25 protein-coding genes are annotated in these 22,369 nt (G+C 61.5%); 13 read left to right on the forward strand and 12 right to left on the reverse strand.

The features are described from left to right. The first annotated feature begins 89 nt into the window (after positions 1 to 89). From HX875_RS06665 to HX875_RS06675, 3 genes are all read left to right on the forward strand, one after another. Positions 90 to 530, forward strand: coding sequence for a CBS domain-containing protein (locus HX875_RS06665; RefSeq protein WP_177042548.1), 441 nt, complete (start codon positions 90 to 92; stop codon positions 528 to 530). 14 nt (positions 531 to 544) lie between these two features. Beyond that, positions 545 to 1,393: an NAD-dependent protein deacetylase gene (locus HX875_RS06670; protein ID WP_177042549.1), complete on the forward strand. Its 849-nt coding sequence runs from the start codon at positions 545 to 547 to the stop codon at positions 1,391 to 1,393. Between the two features lie 628 nt (positions 1,394 to 2,021). Then, on the forward strand, positions 2,022 to 2,351 hold the full coding sequence (locus tag HX875_RS06675) for a hypothetical protein (protein ID WP_102369380.1): 330 nt from the start codon (positions 2,022 to 2,024) through the stop codon (positions 2,349 to 2,351). 63 nt (positions 2,352 to 2,414) lie between these two features. On the opposite strand, the gene HX875_RS06680 is transcribed toward HX875_RS06675, so the two are convergent. Next, positions 2,415 to 3,323, reverse strand: coding sequence for a LysR family transcriptional regulator (locus HX875_RS06680; protein WP_177042550.1), 909 nt, complete (start codon positions 3,321 to 3,323; stop codon positions 2,415 to 2,417). Positions 3,324 to 3,456: 133 nt separating this feature from the next. On the opposite strand from HX875_RS06680, the gene HX875_RS06685 reads away from it, so the two are divergent. From HX875_RS06685 to HX875_RS06695, 3 genes are read left to right on the forward strand one after another with little or no spacing between them, the layout of a single operon-like run. Then, on the forward strand, positions 3,457 to 4,155 hold the full coding sequence (locus HX875_RS06685; protein WP_063031241.1) for a CoA transferase subunit A: 699 nt from the start codon (positions 3,457 to 3,459) through the stop codon (positions 4,153 to 4,155). 31 nt (positions 4,156 to 4,186) lie between these two features. Next, a complete protein-coding gene (locus HX875_RS06690) occupies positions 4,187 to 4,846 on the forward strand; it encodes a CoA transferase subunit B (protein ID WP_003211625.1) in 660 nt (219 codons plus the stop codon). An 11-nt stretch (positions 4,847 to 4,857) separates the two neighbouring features. After that, positions 4,858 to 6,039: an acetyl-CoA C-acetyltransferase gene (locus tag HX875_RS06695; RefSeq protein WP_177042551.1), complete on the forward strand. Its 1,182-nt coding sequence runs from the start codon at positions 4,858 to 4,860 to the stop codon at positions 6,037 to 6,039. A gap of 60 nt (positions 6,040 to 6,099) precedes the next feature. Here HX875_RS06695 and HX875_RS06700 read toward each other — a convergent pair whose 3' ends face one another. Together HX875_RS06700 and HX875_RS06705 are read right to left on the reverse strand one after the other, a co-directional pair. Next, positions 6,100 to 6,519, reverse strand: coding sequence for a PaaI family thioesterase (locus HX875_RS06700; protein WP_177042552.1), 420 nt, complete (start codon positions 6,517 to 6,519; stop codon positions 6,100 to 6,102). A 92-nt stretch (positions 6,520 to 6,611) separates the two neighbouring features. Beyond that, entirely contained in the window at positions 6,612 to 7,697 is a 1,086-nt protein-coding gene (locus tag HX875_RS06705) for a DUF1615 domain-containing protein (protein ID WP_177042553.1), read from the reverse strand. Positions 7,698 to 7,843: 146 nt separating this feature from the next. Here HX875_RS06705 and HX875_RS06710 point away from each other — a divergent pair, with 146 nt between their 5' ends. Then, positions 7,844 to 8,458, forward strand: coding sequence for a LysE family translocator (locus tag HX875_RS06710; RefSeq protein WP_177042554.1), 615 nt, complete (start codon positions 7,844 to 7,846; stop codon positions 8,456 to 8,458). A gap of 128 nt (positions 8,459 to 8,586) precedes the next feature. On the opposite strand, the gene hemB is transcribed toward HX875_RS06710, so the two are convergent. Further along, on the reverse strand, positions 8,587 to 9,561 hold the full coding sequence (gene hemB / locus HX875_RS06715; RefSeq protein WP_177042555.1) for a porphobilinogen synthase: 975 nt from the start codon (positions 9,559 to 9,561) through the stop codon (positions 8,587 to 8,589). A 163-nt stretch (positions 9,562 to 9,724) separates the two neighbouring features. Between hemB and HX875_RS06720 the strand changes: the two genes are divergently transcribed. Further along, positions 9,725 to 10,345: a LysE family translocator gene (locus tag HX875_RS06720; protein ID WP_177042556.1), complete on the forward strand. Its 621-nt coding sequence runs from the start codon at positions 9,725 to 9,727 to the stop codon at positions 10,343 to 10,345. On the opposite strand, the gene HX875_RS06725 is transcribed toward HX875_RS06720, so the two are convergent. Both HX875_RS06725 and HX875_RS06730 read right to left on the reverse strand, forming a co-directional pair. Further along, complete coding sequence (locus HX875_RS06725) at positions 10,342 to 11,184, reverse strand: PhzF family phenazine biosynthesis protein (protein ID WP_177042557.1); 843 nt, start codon at positions 11,182 to 11,184, stop codon at positions 10,342 to 10,344. The genes HX875_RS06720 and HX875_RS06725 overlap by 4 nt on opposite strands. Before the next feature lie 8 nt (positions 11,185 to 11,192). Then, on the reverse strand, positions 11,193 to 11,891 hold the full coding sequence (locus HX875_RS06730; protein WP_010172284.1) for a glutathione S-transferase N-terminal domain-containing protein: 699 nt from the start codon (positions 11,889 to 11,891) through the stop codon (positions 11,193 to 11,195). Positions 11,892 to 12,119: 228 nt separating this feature from the next. Here HX875_RS06730 and HX875_RS06735 point away from each other — a divergent pair, with 228 nt between their 5' ends. Together HX875_RS06735 and HX875_RS06740 are read left to right on the forward strand one after the other, a co-directional pair. Further along, positions 12,120 to 12,821, forward strand: a complete 702-nt coding sequence (locus HX875_RS06735; protein ID WP_177042558.1) for a histidine phosphatase family protein — start codon at positions 12,120 to 12,122, stop codon at positions 12,819 to 12,821. Positions 12,822 to 12,871: 50 nt separating this feature from the next. Beyond that, entirely contained in the window at positions 12,872 to 13,927 is a 1,056-nt protein-coding gene (locus tag HX875_RS06740) for a permease (protein WP_177042559.1), read from the forward strand. A gap of 120 nt (positions 13,928 to 14,047) precedes the next feature. On the opposite strand, the gene mnmH is transcribed toward HX875_RS06740, so the two are convergent. From mnmH to HX875_RS06760, 4 genes are all read right to left on the reverse strand, one after another. Further along, positions 14,048 to 15,151, reverse strand: coding sequence for a tRNA 2-selenouridine(34) synthase MnmH (gene mnmH, locus HX875_RS06745; RefSeq protein ID WP_177042560.1), 1,104 nt, complete (start codon positions 15,149 to 15,151; stop codon positions 14,048 to 14,050). After that, positions 15,151 to 16,185: a selenide, water dikinase SelD gene (gene selD, locus HX875_RS06750; RefSeq protein ID WP_177042561.1), complete on the reverse strand. Its 1,035-nt coding sequence runs from the start codon at positions 16,183 to 16,185 to the stop codon at positions 15,151 to 15,153. Before selD ends, mnmH begins: the two co-directional genes overlap by 1 nt. An 84-nt stretch (positions 16,186 to 16,269) precedes the next feature. Beyond that, the gene (locus HX875_RS06755; protein WP_010172304.1) at positions 16,270 to 17,016 is read right to left on the reverse strand and encodes a TerC family protein; all 747 of its coding nucleotides are present in this window, start codon (positions 17,014 to 17,016) and stop codon (positions 16,270 to 16,272) included. A gap of 28 nt (positions 17,017 to 17,044) precedes the next feature. Beyond that, positions 17,045 to 17,308: a hypothetical protein gene (locus tag HX875_RS06760; RefSeq protein ID WP_177042562.1), complete on the reverse strand. Its 264-nt coding sequence runs from the start codon at positions 17,306 to 17,308 to the stop codon at positions 17,045 to 17,047. Positions 17,309 to 17,442: 134 nt separating this feature from the next. Between HX875_RS06760 and nhaR the strand changes: the two genes are divergently transcribed. Next, entirely contained in the window at positions 17,443 to 18,345 is a 903-nt protein-coding gene (gene nhaR / locus HX875_RS06765) for a transcriptional activator NhaR (RefSeq protein WP_177042563.1), read from the forward strand. A 4-nt stretch (positions 18,346 to 18,349) separates the two neighbouring features. On the opposite strand, the gene HX875_RS06770 is transcribed toward nhaR, so the two are convergent. Next, entirely contained in the window at positions 18,350 to 19,504 is a 1,155-nt protein-coding gene (locus HX875_RS06770; RefSeq protein WP_177042564.1) for an MFS transporter, read from the reverse strand. Between the two features lie 217 nt (positions 19,505 to 19,721). Between HX875_RS06770 and sstT the strand changes: the two genes are divergently transcribed. Further along, positions 19,722 to 20,942 (forward strand): serine/threonine transporter SstT, encoded by a 1,221-nt coding sequence (gene sstT, locus HX875_RS06775; protein ID WP_177042565.1) that lies wholly within the window; start codon positions 19,722 to 19,724, stop codon positions 20,940 to 20,942. 72 nt (positions 20,943 to 21,014) lie between these two features. Here sstT and HX875_RS06780 read toward each other — a convergent pair whose 3' ends face one another. Then, a complete protein-coding gene (locus HX875_RS06780) occupies positions 21,015 to 21,524 on the reverse strand; it encodes a DUF1993 domain-containing protein (protein ID WP_088423220.1) in 510 nt (169 codons plus the stop codon). Positions 21,525 to 21,650: 126 nt separating this feature from the next. Between HX875_RS06780 and HX875_RS06785 the strand changes: the two genes are divergently transcribed. After that, a complete protein-coding gene (locus tag HX875_RS06785; RefSeq protein ID WP_177042566.1) occupies positions 21,651 to 22,298 on the forward strand; it encodes a YceH family protein in 648 nt (215 codons plus the stop codon). Positions 22,299 to 22,369: the final 71 nt, after the last annotated feature.

Raw genomic sequence — 22,369 nt, forward strand, 5'->3', positions numbered from 1 at the left:
GCCGCTTTGGACCTTGCCCTGCCGTGAGCGGTCTAGGATTCTGTAGGGACTGCTAACCTCCCAACAATAACAACACCGGAGTGGCCTCCATGAAAACCGTTGCCCAAGTGTTAAAGTCCAAAGACCAGCAAAACCAGCAAGTGCATACCATCCCCCACGACCATACGGTGTTCGAGGCGCTTATTGTGATGGCGTCGAAAAACGTCGGGGCGTTGCCGGTGCTCCAGGATGGGAAGGTGGTGGGCATCATCAGCGAACGGGACTACGCGCGTAAGGTCATCCTCCATGGATTGTCCTCGGTGGCGACCAAAGCCCACGAAATCATGAACTCACCGGTGATCACCGTCGACACTCACCAGACCGTCGAGACCTGCATGAATATCATGACCGACCGGCATCTGCGGCACCTGCCGGTGGTAGAAAACGGCGAGCTTCTGGGCCTGCTGTCCATCGGCGACCTGGTCAAGGAAGCGATTGCCGAACAGGCTGACCTGATCAAGCAGCTGGAGCAGTACATTCGCGGCGAATAACCATTGGGGACCCCATGCTCGATACCTTGCAACATCAGGTCGATGACCACCTCGACAGCCTGCACCGGGCCATGGCCGAACGGCGCTTCCTGGTGCTGACCGGTGCGGGTATCAGCACCTCCTCGGGGATTCCCGACTACCGGGACAGCGAAGGTGTGCGCCGGGGCAACGCACCGATGATGTACCAGGAGTTTTTGGCCACCCCAGAGGCGCGCCGACGCTACTGGGCGCGGGCGATGCTCGGCTGGCCAAGGGTGAGGATCGCCCAGCCAAACCCGGCGCATATCGCGCTGGCGACCTTGCAGCAACGCCAGCGCATTACCGGGCTGATCACCCAGAACGTCGACACCCTGCACGACCAGGCCGGCAGCCACGGAGTGATCGAACTCCACGGCAGCCTGCACCGAGTGCTTTGCCTGGATTGCCAGCAGACCAGCGAGCGGGATCTGATCCAGCGCCAGATGGAAGCCGAGAATCCGTACCTGGCCGGTGTGGATGCCGTCCAGGCGCCTGACGGTGACACCTTGCTCGACCCGGCGTTTGAAGGACGTTTCCAGGTCCCCCACTGCCCCCATTGCGGCGGGCAACGATTGAAACCGGATGTAGTGTTTTTCGGCGAGAACGTCGCCCAGGGCACCGCCGCCAAGGCGATGGAGGCCGTGAACGACGCTGAAGGGCTGCTGGTGGTGGGCTCGTCGCTGATGGCTTATTCAGCGTTTCGCCTGTGCAAGGCGATGGTCGAGCAGGGTAAGCCGGTGATAGCCATCAATCTGGGCAAGACCCGGGGCGATGAACTGCTGCAGCTCAAGATCGAAGCGTCCTGCGAGCGCTTGTTGCCCCTGCTGGCAGAACGCCTGGGATAGCCCAATCCTGCATTTCTGTGGCGAGGGAGCTTGCTCCCGCTGGGCTGCGCAGCAGCCCCAAAACCGGCAACCGAATTATTCCTGAAGAACCGCCGTCAGCCTGATGGGGGCGCTTCGCACCCCAGCGGGAGCAAGCTCCCTCACCACAGAACAACCGCCAAACCCTAGACCAACCCGCACGAAAAATGACGCCCAAGTCACGCTTTCCGGCTTCACCCCCGCCCCGCAAGGATTTATGTAGTGCTTGAAAATAATCACTACATAACCGTTGACGTAACCATTTTGTAATTGCATGATTCAAGCGTCTCCCGGATCGGGAGCGTTGGTAACAAGCGTTTTGAACAAGCTCGTCTGACCGCCGAGCTGTTTTTTCCGGATGTGCACTGCCCACAAGGCAGATTGATGAAGCTGACCGGCCCGAAAGGATCGGTACAAGGAGCTCAAACGCTGCTTGTCTTCGTTATGAAACCATTGCGTAGCAGTTCATCAGCAAGACTACATGCATCAGGTTCAAGACCCTGCCCGTACTCGGCAGACCGTTTCTGACGCCCGGTTTTTTGCGACCGGAGACAACTTAGTAGTTTTAACGGATCAACTAAAGATCGCCAACTGGTCAAGGGGCTTACACATGAATCTGAACAACCAACCAACTATCGATGAATTGGCTGAGATGTTCGCAGCGCAGAAAGACACGCTCGACGACCATATCCTCTGGATTGGTAAATCGGGCCAGGTCCATATTGACTGCCTGGCGCCCCACACCGTGGAAGAAGAGTTCGACAGGAATAACCGTGAACTGGCAGCGCGCCTGAAGATGTACCGCCGCGGCCAGGGTTATGTCGGCAAGAAAGCCGCCGCCGATCGCAACTTTATCGAGCAGGTCTTTCATACACTTAATACCGAGTGGCAGAACCTTAAAGGCCATTCGCACGTTAAAGTGATCGACAGATACTGCTGATAACTACGCACTAATCACTTAAGCCTGCTCGCTTAAACGAGCAGGCTTTTTTATTGCCTGTACTTATTGCAACAAGGCCGGAAAACGCCCCTTCCCCGCTTCATCGCGAAAAATATCAAACATCGCCTGGGCCGCCGCCGAGAGTTCGTGACCGGGCTTGGTCAATACACCAATCGGCCGTTCAATGATCGGATCGCTCAAGGTGATGCAGTGGGCACCCGCGTCCTGCATTTGCCGCACGCACAGGGCAGGCACCGCACTCACACCCAGGCCACTGGCGACCATCTGGCCCACCGTCGCCAATTGATGACTCTCCAGTGCCACAGGCAATTTCATGTCCCGTGCCTTCAGGTGTTCTTCAAGCATCACCCGCACCGTGGACGGCCGCTGCAACGTGATGAAGGGTTGTTGCAGCAGGGTTTGCCAATCGATATCAGCCTTGTGCGCCAACGGCGAGTCACCGGGCACCACGGCCACAAAGCGGTCCACATACAGCGGCGTGAACATCAGCGATGAGCTTTCCGAAGGCTCAAACGCCACGCCCAACTCCACCTGGCGATCCCGGACCATCTCCAGCACCTGCTCGTTGATCACGTCATTGACCGTGACATTCACCTGGGGATAGCGCGCCCGGAAAATCTTCAGGATCGGTGGCAGCAAATTGCCCGCAAACGACGGCATCGCCGCCACCGTCACCCGCCCGCGCTGCAAGGTGAAGCGCTGACGCAGTTCATCCTCGGCATTGTCCCAGTCGGCAATCAGGCGCCGGGCCAGGGGCAACAGGGATTCGCCTTCGGGCGTCAGCGCTACATTGCGCGTATTGCGGCTGAACAAGCGCCCGCCAAGGCCCTCCTCCAGGCCTTTGATGGTCAAACTCAAGGCAGACTGGGAAAGATGCAGGCGCTCGCAGGCCGCTGCAAAACTGAGGGTCTGGGCCACGGCAAGAAAGGCGCGCATCTGTTTAACTGTCATGAAGCTTCTCCCAACGGCTGGCGACTGTGCTGTTTTTTAAATCAATCAACCTTAAAAAACAACTTAACAAATCAATCCGTCGGCGCAACACTCGGCTCATATGGCTGGCCCACAAACAATAAAAGAGGTGCATATGGCAGGTTTCGATAAACGCGTAGCGTCCTATGAAGAGGCGCTGGCAGGCCTGGAAGACGGCATGACGGTTCTGGCCGGTGGCTTTGGCTTGTGTGGCATCCCGGAAAACCTCATTGCCGAAATCAAGCGCAAAGGCACCCGCAACCTGACCGTGGTTTCCAACAACTGCGGCGTTGACGGCTTCGGCCTGGGCCTGCTGCTGGAAGGCAAGCAGATCAGCAAGGTCTTCGCTTCCTACGTCGGTGAGAACGCGCTGTTCGAGAAGCAACTGCTCAGCGGCGAAATCGAAGTAGTCCTCACACCCCAAGGCACCCTCGCCGAAAAACTGCGCGCAGGTGGTGCCGGCATCCCGGCCTTCTTCACCGCAACCGGCGTTGGCACGCCCGTGGCCGAAGGCAAGGAAACCCGTGAGTTCAACGGCCGCCCGTACCTGATGGAAGAATCCATCACCGGTGATTTCGCCATCGTCAAAGGCTGGAAAGCCGACCACTTCGGCAACGTGATCTACCGCCACACCGCCCAGAACTTCAACCCGCTGGCCGCCACCGCCGGCAAGATCACCGTGGTCGAAGTGGAAGAAATCGTCGAACCGGGCGAGCTGGACCCGGCGCATATCCATACCCCAGGGATCTACGTCGACCGGATCATTTGCGGCACCTTCGAGAAGCGCATCGAACAGCGCACCCTCCGCAAATAATCCACCAGCCCAAATAATAAGGAGACAAAAAATGGCTCTTACCCGCGAACAAATGGCTCAACGCGTCGCCCGAGAAATGCAGGACGGTTTCTACGTCAACCTCGGCATCGGCATCCCGACCCTGGTGGCCAACTACATCCCCGAAGGCATGGAGGTGATGCTGCAGTCGGAAAACGGCCTGCTGGGCATGGGTCCGTTTCCTACTGAAGAAACTATCGATGCCGACATGATCAACGCCGGCAAACAGACCGTCACCGCACGCATTGGCGCATCGATCTTCTCCTCGGCCGAGTCTTTCGCGATGATTCGTGGCGGCCACGTTGACCTGACTGTACTCGGCGCCTTTGAAGTCGACGTGCAGGGCAACATCGCCTCGTGGATGATCCCCGGCAAACTGGTCAAGGGCATGGGCGGCGCGATGGACCTGGTGGCCGGTGCCGAGAACATCATCGTGATCATGACCCACGCCTCCAAGGACGGTGAGTCCAAGCTGCTGAGCCAATGCAGCCTGCCGCTGACCGGGGCCAACTGCATCAAGCGTGTGCTGACGGACCTGGCCTACCTGGAAATCGAAAATGGCGCTTTTGTCCTCAAGGAACGCGCACCTGGCGTCAGCGTTGAAGAGATCGTCAGCAAGACAGCCGGTAAACTGATCGTCCCGGACCACGTTCCAGAAATGCACTTCCAGTGAGGACAGATTCCATGCAAGACGTCGTGATCGTTGCTGCCACCCGCACCGCCGTTGGCAGCTTTCAAGGTTCGCTGGCAAGCATCCCGGCCCCGGAGCTGGGGGCTGCGGTGATCCGCCGCCTGCTGGAGCAAACCGGCATCGACCCTGCACTGGTGGATGAAGTAATCCTTGGCCAGGTGCTCACCGCCGGCAGCGGCCAGAACCCGGCCCGCCAGGCGTCGATCCTCGCCGGCCTGCCCCACGCCGTGCCGGCACTGACCCTGAACAAGGTTTGCGGCTCGGGCCTCAAGGCCCTGCACCTTGGCGCACAAGCGATCCGTTGCGGTGATGCCGAGGTGATCATCGCCGGCGGCATGGAGAACATGAGCCTGGCACCGTACGTGTTGCCGGCCGCCCGTACCGGCCTGCGCATGGGCCACGCGAAGATGATCGACAGCATGATCACCGACGGCCTGTGGGATGCGTTCAACGACTACCACATGGGCATCACCGCCGAGAACCTGGTGGACAAGTACGGCATCAGCCGTGAAGCCCAGGATGCCTTCGCCGCCGCCTCCCAGCAAAAAGCCACGGCCGCCATCGAAGCCGGGCGTTTCAGCGATGAGATCACGCCGATCCTGATTCCCCAGCGCAAGGGCGACCCGATTGCCTTCGCCGTGGACGAACAGCCACGCGCCGGCACCACCGCCGAAGCCCTGGCCAAGCTCAAGCCGGCCTTCAAGAAAGACGGCACCGTGACCGCCGGCAATGCGTCCAGCCTCAACGACGGCGCGGCTGCTGTGCTGCTGATGAGCGCGGATAAAGCCAAGGCCCTGGGCCTGCCGGTACTGGCACGCATTGCCAGCTACGCCAACGCCGGTGTCGACCCTGCAATCATGGGTATCGGCCCGGTGTCGGCTACTCGCCGCTGCCTGGACAAGGCCGGCTGGAGCCTGGGCGACCTCGACCTGATCGAAGCCAACGAAGCCTTTGCCGCGCAGTCACTGGCCGTAGGCAAAGAACTGGAATGGGATGCGGCCAAGGTCAACGTCAATGGCGGCGCGATTGCCATCGGCCACCCGATTGGCGCGTCAGGCTGCCGCGTGCTGGTGACCCTGCTGCATGAAATGATCAAGCGGGATGCCAAGAAAGGTTTGGCCACCCTGTGCATCGGTGGCGGTCAGGGTGTAGCGCTGGCGCTTGAACGCGGCTGATTTGCAAGAGCAACATGGAAAAGGCCCGGTTCCACGAAAACCGGGCCTTTTCTTTATCTGTCAGTCCCGCGCCTGGGGCACCGCAAACACCGCATTGGCCCGCACCACCACCTTCTCTCCCACCTGCACGCTGACCGTGGCAAATGCCATCTGCCGACCGCGCTTGTGGTGCTCCAGCCGCACCTCGATCCACTCCCCCACCTGCACCGCCCCGAGATAATCCAGGGTCATGCTCGCCGTGATCAACGGCAGCGGCGGCTCACTGGAAAACGCCATCGCGTAGCCCATGCCCACATCCGCCAGGGTGGCCAATACGCCGCCATGTACCGTGCCGCGCCCGTTGGCGTGGCGGTTGTCGGCGCGCAGGCCGATCTCCAGTTGCAACCCTTCGCCACGGCAATACACCGGACCAAGCAGGTCCAGGAGCGGGCTGCTGCGGGGCAGCGGGACAAAACCTTCGGGGATGGCGTGGGCAGTCATGGCGGCTTCTTCCTTGGGATCAGGCCTGATGTGTACTCCACACCCGCGACCTCGGCCACCAAGATCAGCCCGGCAAATTCCCGGCGATAAGCCTAACGTTTCATACAGCGCTGATAACGCTCATCCACGCGCTTGGCAAACCAGGCGGTGGTGAGGTTGCGGGTGATCTTCGGGCTCTTCAACACGATGCCCGGCAGGATTGCCCGCGGCAGTGGTTTGCCGGCGGCCTTGTCGGCCAGGGCGAACACACGCTGGTACAGGGTGGTGTCTTCAAAATCCAGGCGCTCGCCCTGCTCCAGCTGGCTGCGGATGGTCGGGTTGCGCATGTCCAGCGACTTGCCCAGGGAGCGCACCGCCAGTTCGGTGGTGCCCGGCAGGATCGAGCCGTAGTTGATCAGGTCACCGTCCAGCGCCAGCGTGGTACCCGAGACCCGGCTGACCGCCGCCTGGAACGCGGCATTGCGGCTGGCGTACCAACCCGCATTGAAATCGGCAAAGCGGTACAGCATCTGGTCGTAGTGCACCGGGTAGCCCAGCAGATGGGCGATGCCGAAGTACATGCCGCCACGACGGGTGAACACCTCCCGCCGGATACTGCCATCCACGGTGTAGGGATAATCCCGGGCCTGCTTCTGCGCGAACTCGATGCTGACCTGCATCGGCCCTGCGGTATGCACCGGGTTGAAGCCGCCAAACAGCGTGTTGCCCAAAGGCACGACGCTGATGAAGTCGTCAAAGATTCCACTCAAATCCCGCTCGGTACGTGCAGCACTCAAGCGCTCGGCGTAGGACTTGCCGGTGGGGGAACGCAGTTGCAGCGCCGTGCGCACCAGCACGGCTGGCACATGGACTTTGGCGGCTCGGCGCAGGATTTCGTCCTGGGCGATCTTGCCCATGTTCGGCACCGGCGGGTCGACCTGATAGGTGGACTCCTGTTCGGTCACGGCCAGCACCGCGCAGAGGTTTTCCGTACTGGGGTAGATTTTCTGCGCATTGAACGCGGTGTAGATGTCCTGGGCCCAGCCGTTGCGGTCCGGCACGCTGGCCGGCATCAACCGCACGATCTGCGCCTTCACCTCGGCTTCGCTGCGCTCGGGCAATTGCTGGGTGCGCTGGCTGGAGCAGCCGGCCAGCACCAGCAATGTGGTGAGGCACAGGATCAGGCGGGATGAGTGCATGGGGCTTCCTTGGGTGACGATGGGCCAGTCTTGGCAGATATCGACCTGTAAGTCTAACCGGGGTTCGCCGACCTGCTGCACTCGCCAATAAATGCAGAACATGAAAGGATCAGGCACCCGTCGTTCCTACAAGGAGTTTGAATGCCATGCTCAGCCTGAACTTCCTCATCACCTGCCTGATCGTCGTGCTGATTCCGGGCACCGGCGTGATCTTCACCGTGTCCACCGGACTTACCGCCGGCAAGCGCGCCAGCGTATTCGCGGCGCTGGGCTGCACCGCCGGGATTGTCCCGCACTTGCTGGCCTCGGTACTTGGCCTGTCGGCCCTGCTGCACACCAGCGCCTTGGCATTCGAAGCCCTGAAGTATGCCGGCGCCGCCTATTTGCTGTACCTCGCCTACGCCACCTGGCGAGACCGCTCGGCCTTTGCCATGAACGACACACCGACAATTTCCAGCGCCCGCAGCCTGATGGTACGGGGCCTGTTGCTGAATATCCTGAACCCCAAGCTGACGATCTTCTTCCTCGCGTTCCTGCCGCAGTTCGTCACCCCGGGCGCAAGCGCACCGGCCCTGCAAATGCTGTTGCTGAGCAGTGTGTTCATGGCGATGACGTTCGGGGTGTTTGTGATTTATGGCCTGCTGGCCAACGTGTTCCGCCGCGCGGTGATCGAATCGCCTCGCGTACAGAACTGGCTGCGCCGCGGTTTTGCGGCAACCTTTGCGGGGCTGGGGCTGAACCTGGCGTTTGCCCAGCGCTAAGTCACCGGGCAGCAGATATCGGCTTTTTTTGTGGCGAGGGAGCTTGCTCCCGCTGGGGCGCGCAGCGGCCCTGAAAAAGGGGTCTGCTGCGCAGTCCAGCGGGAGCAAGCTCCCTCGCCACAGGTCACTTAGATCCCGGCCAGCGCCAGGTCCATCGCGAAGTAAGTGAAGATCAAGTCCGCGCCGGCGCGCTTGATCGAACCCAGGGTTTCCCGCACCACGCGGGCCTCATCGATGGCGCCCGCCTGGGCACCGAACTTGATCATCGCGTACTCGCCGCTGACCTGGTACGCCGCCACCGGCAAGCGCGAGGCTTCGCGGATGTCGCGGATGATGTCCAGGTACGCGCCAGCCGGCTTGACCATCAGCGCGTCAGCGCCTTCCTGCTCATCCAGCAACGATTCACGCACGGCTTCGCGACGGTTCATCGGGTTCATCTGGTAGCTCTTGCGGTCGCCCTTGAGCGCGCTGCCGCCTGCTTCGCGGAACGGGCCGTAGAGGGCCGAGGCGAACTTGGTGGAATAGGCCATGATCGGGATATGGCTGAAGCCTGCTTCATCCAGGGCCCGGCGGATGGCCTGGACTTGCCCGTCCATCGCGGCAGACGGCGCGATCACATCGGCACCGGCGCGGGCGGCGGCCACGGCTTGCTTGCCGAGGTTGACCAGGGTGCGGTCGTTGTCGACCTCGGCGCCGTGCATCACGCCGCAATGGCCGTGGTCGGTGTATTCGCAGAAGCAGGTGTCGGACATCACGATCATTTCCGGCACCGCGTCCTTGATGATCGAGGACATGCGCGAAACCAGGCCACGCTCCTGCCAGGTGTCGCTGCCCGATGCATCCAGGTGGTGGGACACGCCGAAGGTCATCACCGACTTGATCCCGGCGCGGGCATAGCGCTCGATCTCGCCGGCCAATTTCGACTCGGGAATGCGCTGCACCCCGGGCATGCTGGTGATCGGCACGAAGTCGTCGATTTCTTCCTCAACGAAGATCGGCAGCACCAGGTCATTGAGGGTGAATTCGGTTTCCTGGAACAGGCCACGCAACTCCGGGGAGCGGCGCAGGCGGCGTGGACGGGCTTCGGGGAACTGGCTGGACATTGATGCTCCTGAAAAAAACGGGCCGAGGCACATAGCTTAAGGGCGAAAGCTTATGCCCGGATTGACCGGGAGCACAAACATCGGTTGCATAACAGTGCTTTTCGTATTCCGTAACAATGATGTTTGCCGCTATTCTCGGCAAAACAGCAAAGGAGCGCTCGGCATGTTTGATATCCAGAACTACGGCAGCTTTATCGCGGCCATCCTGATCTTCCAGTTGATCCCTGGGCCGGGCACGTTTGCCATCCTGCATGCTACCGCCCGCAATGGCATCCGCGCCGGATTTGGGGCGGTGTTCGGCACCGTACTGGGCGATATGATCTTCATGCTGGCCGCCTCCGCGGGCCTCGCCGCGCTGATGAAGGCCAACCCGATGCTGTTCATGACCCTGCAATGGGTGGGTGCGGCGTACCTGTGCTGGATGGGTCTGCAACTGCTGCTCACCCCGGTCAACCGTGATGCGGCCGGGCAGGAGCCGAAACGCTCCGGCTGGATCTACTTTCGCAAAGCCGTGGCCGTCAGCCTGACCAATCCCAAGGTGATCCTGTTTTTCGTGGCGTTTTTCCCGCTGTTCATTCGCCCCGATTCGCCCGGCAGTACCCTGGTGGCAATGATGGTGCATGTGACGCTGATCGGCTTTTTGTACCAGGCGCTGCTGGTGCTGGTGGGCAACGCGCTGGTGATTCGCCTGCGTACCTTTGCGCTGGCCCGTAAAATCGCGACCCGCGTGGCGGGCCTGGCATTGATCGGTTTCGGGATCAAGCTGGCCGCCAACAACCGTTAAAGGCTCAGCCGCCCTTCGATGCACAGCGCCACCGCGCCGCCGATCCAGATTTCCTCGCCGCTGTGCTCGACGTGGATTCGCCCGGCGCGGCCGATGGCGGTGCCCTGACTGACTACATAGCGGCTCGGCGCCAGGCCTTCGCCCAGCAACCACTGGGCGACGCCGGCGTTCAGGCTGCCGGTGGCCGGGTCTTCCGGAGCGCCGTCGCCTGCGATAAAGGCACGCACTTCAAATTGCGCCTCGTCTCCATCCCGCCCGGGGTTCCACGGGGCGATCACGCCCACGGCCAACCCCGGCAACTGCGAATAGTCCGGACGCAGCGCCAGTACCTGCTCACGATCCGCCAGCATCACTGCCAGCCAGCCCGCACCGTTGTCCACCCACTGGCTGCGCAAGATTGCCCCAGGCTCAAGGCCCAACCCACGCCGTACACGCTCCAGCAACTCGGCCCCCAGCGGGCCGGAGCGCAACAGCGGTGGCGCGATAAATGCCAGCGCATGGCCTTGGCGACGGATGCGCACCAGGCCGATTTCACATTCCTGGATAATCTCCTCGCCAGCCGGTTGGCCACCGGCCTGCAGCCAGGCATGGCAACTGCCCAGGGTCGGATGGCCGGCAAACGGTAATTCCTGCAGGGTGGTGAAGATTCTTACGCGGTAGTCGGCCCTTGGATCACGAGGCTTGAGCAGGAACGTGGTTTCACTGAGGTTGGTCCAGTTGGCGAAATCCGCCATTTGCTGGTCGCTCAGGCTATCGGCGCCCAGCACCACGGCCAGCGGATTGCCCTTGAGGGCGACGCTGCTGAAAACGTCCAGTTGTTTGAAGTCGAAAGAAGGCATGTTGGTCCTTATGCCGGGATGTTCAAGCCACGGATCACTGCCGGCCGGGCGACGAACCCGTCCAGCGCCCGCAGTACGTTCGGGAAATCGGTAATGCCCACCAGGTCGCCGGACTCATAGAAGCCAATCAGGTTACGCACCCATGGGAAGGTGGCGATGTCGGCGATGCTGTACTCGTCACCCATGATCCAGGTGCGGCCCAGCAGGCGTTTTTCCAGCACCTCCAGCAGGCGACGGGATTCGGCAACGTAGCGGTCACGGGGGCGTTTATCCTCGTAGGCGGCGCCGGCAAATTTGTTGAAGAACCCCACCTGGCCGAACATCGGCCCGATACCGGCCATCTGGAACATCAGCCACTGGATAGTCTCGTAGCGCATCGCCGGGTCTTCGGGCAGCAATTCGCCACTCTTCTCGGCAAGGTAGATCAGGATCGCGCCCGACTCGAACAAGCCCAGCGCCTGGCCGCCCGGCCCATTTGGGTCGATGATCGCCGGGATCTTGTTGTTGGGGTTCAGCGAAAGGAATTCGGCGCTGAGCTGGTCCTGGGTCTCGAAGCTGACCTTGTGCGCCTCGTAAGGCAGCCCCAGTTCCTCCAGCATGATCGACACCTTGACCCCGTTGGGCGTTGGCAACGAGTAGAGCTGCAGGCGCTCGGGATGCCGGGCCGGCCATTTGGCGGTGATGGGGAAGTCTGAAAGTGAGTTCATCGTGCGACTCCTGATAAAGGCCCTGAAAAAGTAGGAGAGTAGTGGTTCGGAGCCCATCGCGCACCCGTCTTAATTCAGCAACATCGGCGAGTTAACCTCCTGCAAACGGCAAGGATGCCGCCCCATTTCCCCCGCGAAACGAACCAAACTGCCTGGGCGCACTCTCAAAGAGCGCCCGATGGCTGGGCCCGTTCGCCCTGATTCCTTGCACCGAGACTTAGAACCATCATGACCATCAAGCCTCTGTGCCTTGCGAAACGCCTTAAACGCTATTCCTACATCCTGCTGCCCGTATTACTGGCAGGCACCGCAATCGACCTTACCCTCGAGTCCAGAATCAGCCGTGCCCAGCCGGTAGACGGCGTACAGACGCTGGTCTTCCTGCGCCACGGTGAGAAACCCGCCGGAGGCCTCGGCCAGCTCAACTGCCAGGGCCTGAACCGCGCCATGAACCTGGCCACCGTCCTGCCGGAAAAATTCGGCAAGGCCAACTTCGTATTCGCGCCCAACCCGACCCGCAATGTCGAGGAAGGCGAGAAAGACAACTCCTACAGCTACATCCGCCCCTTGATGACCATCAGCCCCAGTGCCATCAAGCTCGGGTTGCCCGTGAACATCAAGTTCTCGGCCAATGACACCAGCGCCCTCGCGGACGAACTGGTGGAAGACAAGTACCACAATGCCGTGATCTACACCGCCTGGTCCCACGGCTACCTGCCGGACCTGATCAACAAGGTGGCGAGTGAAGCCGTGGGTGAAAAACACGTGATTACCGACGATTGGTCCGGCAGCGATTTCGATACCTTGTATGTGCTGACCCTGACCTGGCACAACGGCAAGGCCAGCCTGCTCAGCCGCAATTACAAGCAAGGGCTGGATAATGGCGAGCAGACCTGCCCGCCTGCAACACAGGTGAGTGCGGAGATCTGAGTTCCACAGCGTATGATGCTGTGCTATTGACTCACCTGCGGATCACCTACATGTCCAACCTCTCCTCCACCCAGCCCGCCCGGGGCTGGTCCTTCTGGTGGAAACCAGCGCTGTTCCTGCTGGTGGCCTGCATCGGCCTCTACTACGTGAAATGGTCGCCCTACTACGCCAAGGCGTTTATCGCGGCGGACAACCACAGCATCGGCGCCTCGATTCTCAACGACCAGCAAAGCTCACCACTGGCCGCCGCACTGGCCTATGCCCAGGTGTATTTCCTGGCGATCTGGAAGGCTGCGGTGCTGGCGGTCATTCTCGGTTCATTGCTGCAAGTACTGATTCCGCGGGACTGGCTGTTGCGCCTGTTCGGCCGCGCCGGGCTGGGTTCTACCCTGCGTGGTGGCTTGTTCGCCTTGCCGGGGATGATGTGCAGTTGCTGTGCGGCGCCAGTAGCCGCCGGCATGCGTCGGCAAAAGGTGTCGGTAGGCGCGGCGCTGGCGTTCTGGATCGCCAACCCGGTGCTGAACCCGGCGACGCTGGTGTTCATGGGCTTTGTGCTCGGCTGGGGCTTTACCGCGTTGCGGCTGGTGGCCGGGATCGTGCTGGTGGTGGGCGTGTCACTGGTGGCGCAGCGCATCGCACGCCCGGAACAAGTGCCCGAAGCCGCGCTGGACGCCGTGGCCCAGGCCAGCCTTACCGAGACCGAACCGTTCCTTGCCCGCTGGCTGCGCACCTTGTGGCAGCTGTTCTGGAGCACCATCCCGGTTTACATCCTGGCGGTGCTGATCCTCGGCGCGGCGCGGGTCTGGCTGTTTCCCCACGTGGACGGCGCCATGGCCAACAGCCTGGTGTGGCTGGTGCCGCTGGCGATTGTCGGTACGTTGTTCGTGATCCCGACCGCCGCCGAAATCCCCATCGTGCAGACCATGATGACCCTCGGCATGGGCACCGGCCCGGCCGTGGCCTTGCTGATGACCCTGCCGAGCGTGAGCCTGCCGTCGCTGCTGATGCTGCGCAAGGATTTCGATGCGCGGGTGCTGGTGACCGTGGCCGGGCTGACCATGCTGATGGGCGTGGTGTGTGGGTTGATCGGGGCGTTTATCCTTTAGTTGTTGGGTGAATTTGAGGGCCCCATCGCGGGCAAGCCCGCTCCCACAGGTGACCGTGTTTATTGTGCAGGACCGCGGTCAAAATGTGGGAGCGGGCTTGCCCGCGATGGGTTCAACCCATTATTCCCGCCGAACAGCCCTCTCCCGCAAATACTCCACCACCGCTCTTTGTTCTCCAGAAAACTCGATACGCGCGCCTTTGCTTTCGCGCTGGAACGCGTACATCGGGTCGTAATACTCCCGCAACAACCCTTCAATCCAGCCCCGGTGCAAGTCCACCGCGCCGTTGCGGGCCTGCTCGGCCAAGGCGTCCTGCATGATGGCGTGCAGCCGCGCAAACCGCTCGCCGCCCAGGCGCTTGTGGATGTTGCCCAGGCTCTGGGTCAGGCGCTCGGCAAACAGGGCTTGCCCGGTGTCGCCAAACACGGCGACAAACTCGGCGCAGAGGTCGACCACGTAATCCTTGAGGATGCGCTCCACCCGGCCTTCAACACTGTCTTCCAGCCAGACCATCGGGAAGCCCTGCATGCCCTTGTGCAAGGGCAACGGCAACGCACAACTGCCGATCATGCGGCTCTCATCCTCGACCACGAACTGCTCGATACCGGCGGTACGCTTCTTCAGCAGGTCCACCGCCAGGCGGTTTTCGAAGTCGATGTTGGAGGGTTGCGCGGTCGCGCGCTTGCCGAAGCTGGAGCCGCGATGGTTGGCGTGGCCTTCCAGGTCCAGGGCGTTGCTTAATTGGCCGAGCACTTCGGTCTTGCCGGTGCCGGTCATGCCGCCCAACAACACGAAATCGCATTGCGCGGCGGCCTGTTCCACCGTGTCCAGCAGGAAGGTTCGCATGGCCTTGTAGCCGCCGCCGACCCGTGGATAGTCGATACCCGCCTCGGTTTTCAACCATTGCTGCACGATCTGCGAACGCAGGCCGCCGCGAAAGCAGTACAGCACGCCATCAGGATTGGCCTGGGCAAAACGTGCCCAGTGCTCGATACGTTCGGCCTTGATCGCCCCGGACACCAACTCGTGGCCAAGGACGATGGCCGCCTGCTGGCCCTGCTGCTTGTAACAGGTGCCCACCCGTTGGCGCTCGTCGTCGGTCATCAACGGCAGGTTGATCACCCCGGGAAACGCGCCCTTGATGAACTCGATCGGCGCACGGGTATCCATCATCGGCCGGTCGTTGAGAAAGATGTCGCGGTAATCGGTGATGTCGATGGGCATCAGAACACCTCTACCGCGTTGGTCTGTCGCTCAACCAGTTCGCCGATCGGCTCAAGGTTCAGGCCCAGTTCCGCCGCCACGGCGAGGAATTCGGCATTGCCTTCAGGGGTGACCGCCACCAGCAGGCCGCCGCTGGTTTGCGGGTCGCACAGCACGCGCTTGTGCAGTTCGTTCAGGCGCCCCAGCTTGCTGGCGTAGCTGTCGAAATTGCGCAAGGTACCGCCGGGCACGCAGCCTTGGTCCAGGTAGTACTCGACCCCGGGCAGGCGTGGGACTTTTTCGTATTCGATGCGGGCCGTCAGGTTGCTGCCGTCGGCCATTTCCACCAGGTGACCCAACAGACCGAAACCAGTGACATCGGTCATGGCCGTGACACCGGCCAGCTTGCCAAAACGGCTGCCGGGTTTGTTGAGGGTGCACATCCAGTCACGGGCCAGGCCCACATCCGCCTCCCGCAGCTTGCCCTTCTTTTCGGCAGTGGTGAGGATGCCGATGCCCAGGGGTTTGGTCAGGTACAGCTGGCACCCGGCGGTGGCGGTGTCGTTGCGCTTCATGTGGCGTTTTTCTACCAGCCCGGTAACGGCCAGGCCGAAGATCGGCTCGGGGGCGTCGATGGAGTGACCGCCGGCAAGGGGAATCCCGGCCGCGTCACACACCGAGCGACCGCCGCGAATCACTTCCCGGGCAATCTCCGGGGCCAGCACGTTGACCGGCCAGCCGAGAATCGCGATGGCCATCAACGGATCGCCGCCCATGGCGTAGATATCGCTGATGGCGTTGGTGGCAGCAATGCGGCCGAAGTCGAAGGGGTCATCGACAATCGGCATGAAAAAGTCGGTGGTGGAGACCACGCCGCGCTCCTCGTCGATGGCATACACCGCCGCGTCGTCGCGCGAAGCGTTGCCTACCCACAGCCTGGGGTCGAGGTTCTGTGCGCCGCTGCCGGCGAGGATCACTTCCAGTACCTGAGGTGAGATCTTGCAACCGCAACCAGCACCATGGCTGTACTGGGTCAGGCGAATCGGCTCGTTCATGGGTATCCCTCAAGGCGTCAAGTGGCCGGATTCTAACAGACAGCAAAAGGCCGACTGCATGCAGTCGGCCTTTATGTTCAGCCCTTAGTGTTTGGCAGCAAGCCGTTTATGCCGGTTGCGTCGCATCATGTTCAGGCACTCGATGGCCGCCGAGAACGCCATGGCCGCATACACATAGCCTTTTGGCACATGGGCGCCGAAACCTTCGGCGATCAGCGTCATACCGATCATGATGAGGAAGCCCAGGGCCAACATCACAATCGTCGGGTTATCGTTGATGAACTTGGCCAACGGCTCGGCCGCCACCAGCATCACGATCACCGAGACCACCACGGCAATGATCATGATCGGCAAGTGCTCGGTCATGCCCACGGCGGTGATGATGCTGTCGATGGAAAACACCATGTCCAGCAGCAGGATCTGGCCAATCGCCGAAGCGAAGCCCAAAGTCACGCTCGGCGCGCCGGTGTCCACATGTTCCTTTTCAGGGTCCATGCTGTGATGGATTTCGGTGGTTGCCTTCCACACCAGGAACAGGCCACCGGCGATCAGGATCATGTCCTTCCAGGAGAACGACTGCCCCAGGATGTCGATGACCGGCTCGGTCAACTGCACGATGAAGGCGATGGTGCTCAACAGGCCCAGACGCAGGATCAATGCCATGCTGATACCGATGCGACGGGCCTTGGCCCGGTGCTTCAGCGGCAACTTGTTGGTAAGAATCGAGATAAAGATCAGGTTGTCGATCCCCAGCACGATCTCCATGACGATCAGGGTGGCTAGTGCGATCCACGCGGTCGGGCTGGCGGCCAGTTGTAAAAGGTAATCCATAGGTCAGTCCTGGTGTGAGGTGCGGGTATTAGGTTTCTTGGGAAGTGGACTCAGGCTTCTTGTCTTCCTGGTCCTCCTTGTCCTGCTTGCCTTCCGGCGGCGCGATCAAGCCCTTGGTCGCGTCGCTCAATGCCTGTTCGGCAGCCTTGTGGGTGTCGTCAATCACTTGCTTGGCCGATTCGGTGGCTTTGCCCAGCAGTTGCTGCGCGCTTTTTTCCGCTTGGTCACAGCCACTGAGCATGACTAATGAAAGCCCAAGGAACGCCGTTGCGCCCAGGGAATTGAGTTTCATGATGCGTTCCTCGTTAGAACCTTCGGGTCCAAGTAGTGGCCCCTCGATAGCGACGCATTCTATGCAGGCGAACACTTCAGGAAAATTCGTATTTTTTTCGTTTATACTTCGGTTTTCACGAAGTGTTGGCCGCCATGCTCAATTATCGACAACTGCACTACTTCTGGGTCGTCGCCAAGACCGGCAGCATCGTGCGCGCCTGCGAGCAGCTGAACCTCACGCCGCAGACCATCAGCGGGCAGATCAGCCTGCTGGAGCAAACCTTCGGCGTGGCGTTGTTTCAAAAGGTCGGCCGCCAGTTGGAGTTGACCGAAGCCGGGCGCCAGGCGCTGCCCTATGCCGAGCAAATGTTCCAGCTGGGCAATGAGCTTGAAGCCATGTTGCGCACCCAACCCAACGAGCAGCAGATCCTGTTCCGGGTCGGCGTGGCGGACGTGGTGCCCAAGTCCATCGTCTACCGGCTGATTGCGCCGACCATGGAATTGAGCGAGCCGATCCGCATCACCTGCCGTGAAGACAAACTCGAGCGTTTGCTGGCAGACCTGGCGATCCAGCGCCTGGACCTGGTGATCTCCGACAGCCCGATGCCCACACACCTGGACATCAAGGGCTACAGCCAGAAGCTGGGGGAATGCGGGATCAGTTTTTTCGCGACCCAGGCATTGGCTGACCAGCATCGCGGTGATTTCCCACAGTGCCTGCAGGGTGCACCGCTGTTGATTCCCGGGGCAGAGACCGTGGTGCGCAGTCGCTTGTTGCGCTGGTTTGCCGAGCAGCAGATTCAGCCAAGAATTGTCGGGGAGTTCGATGACAGCGCCTTGATGCAGGCCTTCGGCCAATCCGGCAGCGGGATTTTTATCGCGCCCAGCGTGATTGCCGACGAGGTGGAACGCCAGTATGGCGTGGCACTGATCGGCCAGACGGACGCGGTGACCGAGTCGTTTTATGCGATTTCGGTGGAGCGCAAGGTCAAGCACCCCGGCATCGTGGCGATTACCGAAGGTGCAAGACGGGAGCTGTTCACTTCCCTGCCCTGATAACTCAGGCGCAGACGGCGCGGGTCTTGGCAGTCATCAGCCACAGCGCCAGCAGGATCGACAGCAGGATAAAACCGGCGGCGGCAAACCCGAGGCTGCCCAGGCCCAGAGTGTCGATCACATGCCCACCCACCAGCGCCCCCAGGCCAATCCCCAGGTTGGCCCCGGCGATGTTCAGCGAGGCGGCAAACGCAGGCGCATGGGGCGCAGCTTTCATCAGCCGCACATGGCTGACCAGGAACAGCGCCGCCTGGGTCACGCCCCAAACGGCCATTGCCGCCGCCAGCCCGACGGTGGAGTGAATGGCCGGGACCAGCGCCACCATGCCGGCGATCATGAACCCGCAGAACAGCATCGAGGCGATCAGCGGATGACGGTCGACCATGCGCCCGCCCAATGAATTGCCGATCAGGCCCACGGCGCCAAAGCCCATCAGGCACCAGCCCACCACCGTCCCGTCAAAACCCGCCAGGCGTTCGAGGATATCGGCCAGGTAGGTGTAGGCGGTGAACATGCCGCTGAACACCAAGATCGACAGCAGGATATGCCCTTGCATCAGCGGACTGCGCAAAATCTTGAACTGCGAGCGCAGGCTGACCTGGTCGTTCTTCGCGCGGGTCTTCGGCAGGTAGATAAACAGCAGCAGGGCCTTGGCAAACGCCACCACCGCGAGAATGCCAAACGCGGTGCGCCAGCCGAACATATCGGAAATCAGCGTGCCCACCGGGATGCCGAAAACCGTGGCACACACGATGCCGAAACCGATCTTTTCAATCGCGCGGCCGGCGAAGTCCGGTCCGACAATGTCCACCGCCGTCTCGCTGGCCAAGGCCCAGAACACCGGCAAGCCCAACGCCGGGATCAGGCGGGCCAGGGACATGACCCAGATGTTCGGCGCCAGTGCCGCCAAGGTGTTGGCCAGGCCGAACATGATCAGGATCGTGATGAACAGCCGCTTGCGCTCGAACCGCGCGAAATACGCGGTCAGGAATGGGCCGAACGCCGCCACCGTGAGGGCGAACAACGTCACCAGCAACCCGGCCTGGGACACGCTTACGTCGAGGTCCCGGGCGATGGAAGGCAACAGGCCGACGATGATGAATTCTGTGGTCAGCACGGTAAAACCGGCGGCTGACAGCAGCAGGATCGGAAACAACATTAAAAACTCCAGAAAACAGCAACATCAACGAAAGCCCGGAAGGCCCGCTGATAGAGAAGAAATAAGAGGATGGGCAATGTTAACAGAATGTGTCGCAGCGTGGCGACGGAACGCCGCACCCGGATTAGACGTTTCCTACAGATGCTAGACTCCGCACCTGCCAGATTCACGCTGCCTTAGCTGCATCTAATTAGAAAAAACCAGAGACAACCCTTTTATGACTGCTGCCCCTTCCCTCTTTCAACGACTGACATCGATCAGCCTGGTCACCCAAATTGTCATCGGCCTGGTCGCCGGCATTCTATTGGCCCTTCTGTTACCCGACGTCGCACAAGCCACCGGCTTTATCGGCAAGGTCTTCGTCTCGGCGCTCAAGGCCGTCGCGCCGATCCTGGTGTTTGTGCTGGTGATGGCCTCGATTGCCAACCACAAGCACGGCCAGGAAACCCATATCCGGCCGATCCTGTTCCTGTACCTGCTGGGCACCTTTGCCGCCGCCGTGGTCGCGGTGATCGCCAGCACGCTGTTCCCCTCCTCGCTGGTGCTGGCCACCCACGATGTGGCCGTCAGCGCCCCCGGCGGCATCGGTGAAGTGATGCAAAGCCTGTTGCTCAGTGTGGTGGACAACCCGGTCAGCGCGCTGATGAATGCCAATTTCATCGGCATCCTGGCCTGGGCCATCGGCATGGGCATAGCGATTCGCCATGCCAGCGACACCACCCGCACGGTACTGGGCGACCTGTCCAACGGCGTCACGCTGATCGTGCGCATGGTGATCCGCTTCGCGCCCCTTGGGATCTTCGGCCTGGTGGCCTCGACCCTCGCTACCTCCGGCTTCGGCGCCTTGCTGGGCTACGCGCACCTGCTGCTGGTGTTGATCGGCTGCATGCTGTTCGTGGCGCTGGTGATCAACCCGGCCATCGTGTACTGGAAACTGCGCCGCAACCCTTACCCGCTGGTGCTGATGTGCCTGCGGGAAAGCGGCATCACCGCGTTTTTCACCCGCAGTTCGGCGGCCAACATCCCGGTCAACCTGGCATTGAGCAAGCGCCTGGGCCTGCATGAAGACACCTACTCGGTGTCGATCCCCCTGGGCGCCACCATCAATATGGCCGGCGCAGCCATCACCATCACCGTGCTGACCCTGGCCGCCGTGCACACCCTGGGCATCGCCGTGGACATCCCCACCGCCGTACTGCTCAGCGTGGTCGCGGCGGTGTGTGCCTGTGGCGCGTCGGGTGTGGCCGGTGGTTCGCTGCTGTTGATTCCGCTGGCGTGCAGCCTGTTCGGCATTCCCAGTGAAATCGCCATGCAGGTGGTGGCCGTGGGCTTCATCATCGGGGTGTTGCAGGACTCGGCGGAAACCGCGCTGAATTCGTCCACCGACGTGTTGTTCACCGCTGCCGCGTGCCTGGGCAAGGAAGAGCAAGCCGCGTAAACCTTACGCGCACAAAAAAGCCCGGGGCGGTTCGTGAATGAACCGCCCCGGGCTTTTTTTACGCCTTAAGGCTTAGAACGCGCCCATGTAGTCGCGCTTGCCCACTTCCACACCGTTGTGACGCAGCAAGGCGTAAGCAGTGGTGACGTGGAAGAAGAACTGCGGCAGGCCGTAGCTCAGCAGGTACGACTGGCCACTGAAGCGCTTCTCTTTCGGGGTGCCAGGGCGGGTGACGATTTCGATGCCTTCTTTACCGTCGACCTGGGCCGGGGTGATGGTGTCGATAAACGCCAGGACCTTGGCGATCAGCGCTTGCAGGTCGGCGAAGGTGACTTCTGTGTCGTCGTATTTCGGGACTTCGATTTCAGCCAGGCGGGCAGAAACGCCTTTGGCGAAGTCGACGGCGATCTGCACCTGGCGCACCAGCGGGAACATGTCCGGGTACAGGCGTGCTTGCAGGAAAGCGTTCGGGTCGATGTTCTTGGCGGTGGCGTGGGCTTCGGCCTTGTTCAGCACATCGCTCAGGGCGTTGAGCATTTGCTTGAAGACCGGGAGGGAAGCGGCGTACAGGGAAATAGTCATGACAGTCTCGACAGTTGTGGCAGGGTTTGAAACAGCGGCGATTATAGACATGCCGGCAGCCGGCGCCGCTTGTCTTTTATTTTTTCAGGATTAGGCTAGTGGGCTCACTGCATTAGGGAAAGCGCGATGACCACCGAGCACGACACGACTTCTGAAGAACCGCGCCTGAACAGCACGGAAATCCGCATCCTGGGCTGCCTGATCGAAAAACAGGCCACCAGCCCCGAAACCTACCCGTTGACCCTCAACGCGCTGGTGATCGCCTGCAACCAGAAAACCAGCCGCGAGCCGGTGATGAACCTGAGCCAGGGCCAGGTGGGCCAGAGCCTGCGGGCCTTGGAAGGTCGCGGTTTTACCCGGCTGGTGATGGGCAGCCGCGCCGATCGCTGGGAGCATCGGGTGGACAAGGCACTGGAGTTGGTGCCGGCCCAGGTGATCCTCAGTGGCTTGCTGTTCCTGCGGGGGCCGCAGACGGTCAACGAACTGCTGACCCGCAGCGGGCGCATGCATGACTTTGAAGACGCCGAGCAGGTGGTGCATCAACTGGAACGCCTGATTGCCCGTGGGCTGGCGCTGCTGGTGCCGCGTCAGTCGGGGCAGCGGGAGGATCGGTACGTGCATGCCCTTGGGGACCCGGCGGATATCGAGGCGATCCTGGCGGCGCGTGGGAATCCGGTGGAGCGCAGTGCGGGAAGTGGCGTTTCGCTGGAGCGTATCGAAGAGCTGGAGGCGCGGATTGCGGCGCTGGAAGAGCGCCTGTCCCGGCTGGAATAATCAACCTGTGGGAGCCGGGCTTGCCCGCGATGGCGGTGGATCAGCCACTAGAAGGATGACTGACCCACCGC

The organism is Pseudomonas yamanorum (assembly GCF_013386765.1).
Classification (GTDB): domain Bacteria; phylum Pseudomonadota; class Gammaproteobacteria; order Pseudomonadales; family Pseudomonadaceae; genus Aquipseudomonas; species Aquipseudomonas yamanorum_A.